At 65.9% G+C, this 5,855-nt stretch carries 8 protein-coding genes; 5 read left to right on the top strand and 3 right to left on the bottom strand.

Annotated features, from left to right (window positions below; translation table 11 throughout):
- Positions 1-153: 153 nt before the first annotated feature.
- Positions 154-1,215, top strand: coding sequence for an HD domain-containing protein (locus EDF33_RS19860; protein WP_132100979.1), 1,062 nt, complete (start codon positions 154-156; stop codon positions 1,213-1,215).
- Positions 1,216-1,242: 27 nt separating this feature from the next.
- Here the strand turns inward: EDF33_RS19860 and EDF33_RS19855 are convergent, their stop codons facing one another.
- Positions 1,243-2,484, bottom strand: a complete 1,242-nt coding sequence (locus EDF33_RS19855; protein WP_131880260.1) for an FAD-dependent monooxygenase — start codon at positions 2,482-2,484, stop codon at positions 1,243-1,245.
- 192 nt (positions 2,485-2,676) lie between these two features.
- On the opposite strand from EDF33_RS19855, the gene EDF33_RS19850 reads away from it, so the two are divergent.
- Positions 2,677-3,126, top strand: a complete 450-nt coding sequence (locus EDF33_RS19850) for a TetR/AcrR family transcriptional regulator C-terminal ligand-binding domain-containing protein (RefSeq protein ID WP_165918893.1) — start codon at positions 2,677-2,679, stop codon at positions 3,124-3,126.
- A gap of 185 nt (positions 3,127-3,311) precedes the next feature.
- On the opposite strand, the gene EDF33_RS19845 is transcribed toward EDF33_RS19850, so the two are convergent.
- Complete coding sequence (locus EDF33_RS19845) at positions 3,312-3,515, bottom strand: hypothetical protein (protein ID WP_131880256.1); 204 nt, start codon at positions 3,513-3,515, stop codon at positions 3,312-3,314.
- 73 nt (positions 3,516-3,588) lie between these two features.
- Between EDF33_RS19845 and EDF33_RS19840 the strand changes: the two genes are divergently transcribed.
- The 3 genes from EDF33_RS19840 (at position 3,589) to EDF33_RS19835 (ending at position 4,674) form a co-directional block, all read left to right on the top strand.
- Positions 3,589-3,891, top strand: a complete 303-nt coding sequence (locus EDF33_RS19840; protein WP_243692525.1) for an NUDIX domain-containing protein — start codon at positions 3,589-3,591, stop codon at positions 3,889-3,891.
- Positions 3,888-4,040 (top strand): hypothetical protein, encoded by a 153-nt coding sequence (locus EDF33_RS20635; protein ID WP_243692524.1) that lies wholly within the window; start codon positions 3,888-3,890, stop codon positions 4,038-4,040. The genes EDF33_RS19840 and EDF33_RS20635 overlap by 4 nt, the downstream gene beginning before the upstream one ends.
- 79 nt (positions 4,041-4,119) lie before the next feature.
- A complete protein-coding gene (locus EDF33_RS19835; RefSeq protein WP_131880252.1) occupies positions 4,120-4,674 on the top strand; it encodes a GNAT family N-acetyltransferase in 555 nt (184 codons plus the stop codon).
- 84 nt (positions 4,675-4,758) lie between these two features.
- Here EDF33_RS19835 and EDF33_RS19830 read toward each other — a convergent pair whose 3' ends face one another.
- The gene (locus tag EDF33_RS19830) at positions 4,759-5,295 is read right to left on the bottom strand and encodes a TlpA disulfide reductase family protein (protein WP_243692523.1); all 537 of its coding nucleotides are present in this window, start codon (positions 5,293-5,295) and stop codon (positions 4,759-4,761) included.
- Positions 5,296-5,855 lie beyond the last annotated feature (560 nt).

Raw genomic sequence — 5,855 nt, 5'->3', positions numbered from 1 at the left:
TCACATCTCCACCTATCGAAGGTGCTCGGGCAGATCGTCGACATCGTGCAGCAGCATAGACACCACCACCGGCGCCCTCGTCTCACTGAACGATCGTCTATCGGACGCAACCCGTCACGTGTGCGTAGCCGGAGCGGATCGGGCCCAGTCTGAGTGAGCTTGCTGGAAATCGCTGTTCGTTCCGATACCGTCGACGGGGACGGCAGAGAGGCCATTGTGCACGGGGACGCGATCGACACGTTGGGGAACGACGGGGTGTTCTTTGACCCGCTGTGGCGGATCGAAGTGAGCCTGACAGAAACGGAGCAGCGTCTCCTCCGCACCTGGCCGGTGCGGCGTCTGGCCTTCATCGCACATGCGGGAGCCGCCTCGATCACAACGGTTCAGACCTACTCTCGCCTCGAGCACTCGCTCGGCGTGCTTGCCCTCGTGGCCCACTTCGCGTCCGAGGATCACCCTTCGCGGATCGCAGCGTTGTTGCACGATGTCGGCCATCTGCCGTTCAGTCACACACTCGAGGGCCTCGCGGGTCTCGACCACCACCGCCTCACCCGACAGCGGATCACTGCGATCTTCGCCGCATATGTGACACTCGATAGCGATGCTGAAACGATCATCGCACTCGATGACGGGAGCCTCCCCTCGGCGCTCACGGCAGTGCACGGTGGACTGAAGCTGGACCACCTCGACTCCTTCTTGCGTAGCGGGCAGGCGCACGGGCGCACGCGGTCCGCACCGCAAGAGCTGCTGCGTCGGCTGCGTTTGCGCGACGGGGCCGTTGATGCTGATCCGGTCGATGCGGTGGAACTCACGGACCTCGCGATCGGCGAAGCCCACGCGCAGAGAAGCGCAGCAAACCTCGTCCCCGTCGCCGTCGTGCGTGGCTTGGTAAGTCGTCTCCTCGGCACGGGAGCCCTCGAACCGACCGTCCTGGCCGGCATGACTGACGACGAACTGTGGTCACTTCTGCTCTCCGCCGATGAGACCCGTGTCGACGCAGCGTCGTTGCGACGTCATCCTCAGCATTGGTACCTCCGTCGTCACCGGGACAACAGTCACGGCGCGCCCTTCTCGCACGTGATTCGGCGGAGCTACCTCGATCTCCCCATGAGTGACGGTCAACCTACTTTCGATCCCCGCGTCGACGCCTTGCAGCAGGACCTTCCGATGCGGGTGAGCGTTCAGAGAACCAAGGGCCAGGCCCCCGTCGCGTAGGCCCGACCGCGACCGGCAACGGATCCTCTACCGCGCGTCGGGTGTGGGCGAAGATGCGGCGTTCTCAGCGGATGCGGGATCGTGGCCGCGGCTGCCTGCCACGAACCCGACGACGCTCAGGAGGGCGCGTGCCTGGAGCATGCGCATCGCGACGGCGTTCACCCGGATACCCCATTGCCGTTTCGGAGCGACCATGGGGACACGGCCCGGAAGCAGTTTCTGCGCTGCGGCGGCCCTGGGTCGCATGGCACCTTCGAACGTCTGCAGCGCCGCGGCCATCCGCGCTCCGGACGCATCTCCGTGCACGCCGTGCTGGCGCAGTGCGTGGGCGAGTTCTGCTGCACCGCGGAGACCGAGTGCGGTCCCGAGGCCGCTGAGTGGGCTGGCGCTCCACGCGGCATCACCGATGAGGACCACGCGTCCGTCGGACCAGGTGTCGGGTAGGAGGATCTGGTCGTACGTGTCGAGTGCGAAGTCCGGCGCGGTTCGTGCTGCTCGGAGGAACTCGGCAGCACGCCACCCGGTGCCGGCGAACACGTTGCCGAGGAGAGTGAGCTGCTCATCCCGATCGCGAGGCACGGTGGACGCCGCGAACGTCATCCCGACCTCTTGTTGACCGTCATGGCCGGGCCGAGCGGTCAGGCCGCGACGACCCGGCTCGTTGTAGGACAGCGCCCAACCATCCAGCAGAGGCGTCTCGGGTTGCTCATCAAGGGTGAACCAGGCGTGCGCCAGACCGAGGGGCTTCCGGTAGCGGGACTCGGGGCCGAAGCGGAGTGCTCGCGTTCGGGAGTGCGTTCCATCCGCGCCGACGACGAGATCGAACGATCCCGAGCGCCCGGAACGAAAGCGCACATCGATCCCCTCGACCGCGTCCGTGAGGGCGTCGACCGTGTCCGCGAACCGGTGCACGACACCGGCCGCGCGCGCCTCGTCATGCAGGAGACGTGCGAGGTCGGCCCGCAAGAGTTCCTCGCGTGAGATGAACCCGCGACCCCCGAACGCCTCGACCGGCATCTCGGCCATCCGACTGCCGTCAGCGCGGATCCAGGCAATGCCGCGCTGCGGGATCAGGTGCTCGATTGCGGCGCCGATGATCCCGAGGTCGACGAGGACCTGCCGGGAGTCGCCGCGCAGGTCGACGGTCTGTCCGCCGGTCCGGAGCGCGGGCGCGATCTCCACCACGGTGACCTCCCATCCGTCGCGGGCGAGACAAAGTGCGAGGGTGTCGCCGGCGATGCCAGCTCCGACGATGAGCGCGGTGGTCATTGTGCTCCGTTCTTGCAACTTACGTTGCGTTAGTAGCTTGGAGCATACCTAACGCAGCTGGCTGTGCAATAGGGTGGAGTTATGCCAGAAGTTGCCGGTTCTCGTCGCCCTGGTGGGCGCACTGCTCGCACGCGCGAAGCCGTACTCGCCGCGGTCCGGGCGACGCTTGCGGATCCTGAAGCAGAACTGACGGTGCCCGCAGTCGCGAACCGCGCCGGGGTGCACGCCACCACGGTGTACCGCCGGTGGCAGACAATCGAGTCACTCTTGCTCGACGTCATGGTCAGCGACGTCCGGCAGGCTTCCCCGGTCCCGGCGACCGGCGACCTCCGCGCCGACCTCACGGGGTACATCGGCCGACTCCTCACAAGCCTCCGCGGGCCGCACGCGCTCGGGTTGCTGCGGGCACTCCTCGCCGCATCGCAGGCAGCGCCGGACCTCGAGGCGGTCAGCGAGCTCGTGAAGCCTCGAATCGACGACTTCCAGGCGATGCTCGACGCCGCTGACGTCACCACGATCGACGGCCTGGGCTGCATCGAACTCGTGATCGCACCGGCGTACCTCTGGGCCCAACTCGGCGCCCCACTCGACCCAGCCAAAGACACGGAACGCCTCGTGAACACCGTGCTCCGAACCGTCTAGGGTCGACTCCGCTGCTACCGGCTACTTCCCCCGGCGGCAAACCGACTTCGAGGACCCCGCACGCTCCATTGAGGTGAGCGCTGCTGTCGTCCGATAGGAATCGAGGCGTGACTCCCTCTCGATAGCGAGCAGAGGAAGGGGCGCCTGTGAAGTTCTGCGGGTCGCCGCGCCCGCTGACCGATCGCCTATCGGTCGCGGTTCGTTCCGCGAAGAGCGGATCGCCACAGTCTGAAGCCGGTGTAGATCAAGAGGGCGCCGAAGATGATGTTCAGAACCGCGAGCAGGACGTCGAGGTCTGGACGACTCAAGCGCACGATGGACGTCACGATGAAGATGAGCCCGAACACGATCGCACCTGTGCCCAGTACCTTCGCGCTTACGGTGTCCATTCGCTGAAGCTACTGCTTCCGAGCGCCCGGCGAGCGATCCTTCTGCGGGAAGGGCGCACGGTAGCTTCGGAGCATGCCGGTCTCTCAGTACGTCCGATCGCTGCGCGAGCGGATCGGGAGCAGCTACCTCCTACTCCCGGGCGTGACTGCGGTCATCCGAGACGACGATCGCTTCCTCCTCGCGCGGCAGCGCGACTCCGGACGATGGAGCCTGATCGGGGGCGGCATCGAGCCCGGCGAGGACCCGCCCGCGGCGTTGCTGCGCGAAGTGCGAGAAGAACTCGGTGTGGGCAGCGACGTCATTCGGATCATCGGGGCTTACGGTGGCACCACCCTCGACAACGTCTCCCCAACGGCGACCAAGTTGGGTACGTGACGGTCGCGTATCTCTGCTCACTGCGCACGTCGTCGTTCCTCCTCGGCGAGGACGAAGTGCTCGAAACCCGGTGGGCGACTCTCGCCGAGCTCACCGAACTCGATCATCACGAGTGGATCGACCAGGTGCTGACCGACGCCGCCCGGTAGCGGATCGTCATCCAGCACACGGCCCTGACCGTGTCCTGGATGACGATCGGCTATCGGGCACGCTCCTAAGCTCGATGACATGACCGTCGTCAGCGTTTCGAACTCCGTGGAGAACTTTCCCGACCGAGAGGAAGTTCGCTTGCTGTACCAGACCGCGGCAGAGCAACCTCCGCTCTGCGAGCCTCCATCGAGCGCTGAACTGTTCGCAACGGTCTATGAAGCCTCGATCAAGAGTGAGCGCGTGATCGCGGGGGTTGCTCGTGACAACGGCCGACTCGTCGCGTTCTGCTACGGGCACCCGTGGCGGTGGGAGGAACAGCAGTATCCCTGGGCGGATGAGCTTCGGGAGACGCTTGCCTCCGAGGCATCAGAACTTGACGACTCGTACTCGCTGAATCTCCTTGCCCGAACGCCGGGTGAGCAGTACCGCGGGCTCGGACGGAGGGTGCTCGGTGAGTGGCTACGAGCGATCGACGACACCGCGTGCTGGTTGCAGACCTCTGATGTCGACAGTCCAGCTCTCCAGCTCTATGTCGCTCTTGGGTTCACAGCGATCGGTCACGGACCCCCCGCTCCAAACGGGGCGCCCGGCCTCGTGCTGCTCAGACCGGCCACCAGGTCTGCGTCGCGGTAGACGATCCCTCCGCGGGACGCAGCCACGCCGTCCGCGCTCGGCGCGCTGACCGGCTCGCTACTCAGAGGCTTGGGCGTTCCGTCGTCACTTGCTGGCTTCGTCGATCAGCGTCGTCAACACACTGCGGTTGATTGGTCCGAGGATGCGGGCGCTCACTCGGCCCTCCTCGTCGAGAACGATGGTCGCCGGCGTCGAGTTGGGTGCGTTCATACCGGAGAACGCGAGCTGCACGGCCGCGTCCTGATCGACGGCGTTGCTGTACGACACGTCGTGCTCCTTCACGAAAGCACGCGCGGTCGCTGCCGAGTCCCGGACATCGACGCCGAGGAAGGTCGCCTGCGCGTGCCGATCATCGCTGACGGCTTGGAGATCCTTCGCTTCGATCCGGCAGGGCGCGCACGACGCGTACCAGAAGTTGAGGACGAGCGCCTTGCCGCGGTACTCGTCGGCGCGGATGACCTTGCCGTCGAGGTCGTGCGTTTCGAAAGTGACCGGAGCACCACGATCGTCTGCGGCGTACTCCGTGACAGCGCCGTCGCCCGAGATGTAGTTGTTCGTGTCACCGTCCCGGTACTGCTCGGCGAGTCCGTCGTTGCCGGTCGTACAGCCCGTGAGCGTCACGGCGACGCCGACCAACAGCGCAACACCCCAGACTCGAAGCACCCTCATGATGCCAGGGTACGCAACCTTGCGGGCAGAAGCGTGCCGCCCTCCCTCACCTCACGACGGGCCAAGGCCATCACGCAGCGAGCAGACGGAGAGGCTGTCGGACACTAGGCACCCGGGGCATGGGCCGTTGTGCGGTCGGGCAGCGTCCTTCGTTATGACCGTGATCTTCAATCTGACCGGAGTGTGTGACTCGGGCGTTCCGTCAACGATCCGGACAGTGGTGACTTCTCCGTGCCCGAGACCAATGGCGGGCAACAGCACAGCGTTTCGACACTGTCCGACCGCCGACCGTCGACCGCACCACGGCAACATCATCGGGTGGATCGTCCGCGTCCAAAGCTGATATGTACCTCGTCCGCGGCAACGCTGCCGTCCGGTAGCCGATGGGTCACCGGGCACCCTTGAGCACGCGCAAGGGCCTAGGGCGTGTCTTGTAATTGGGGGCGGGGTGGTTCCGGGATGCTGGTCCCGTGTCTCGATTCCAGCTGCTCTCGGATACCCAGTTCGCGTTG

The organism is Curtobacterium sp. PhB146, from assembly GCF_004342995.1.
Taxonomy (GTDB): domain Bacteria; phylum Actinomycetota; class Actinomycetes; order Actinomycetales; family Microbacteriaceae; genus Curtobacterium.
This window is presented reverse-complemented; position numbering and strand designations above follow the sequence as displayed.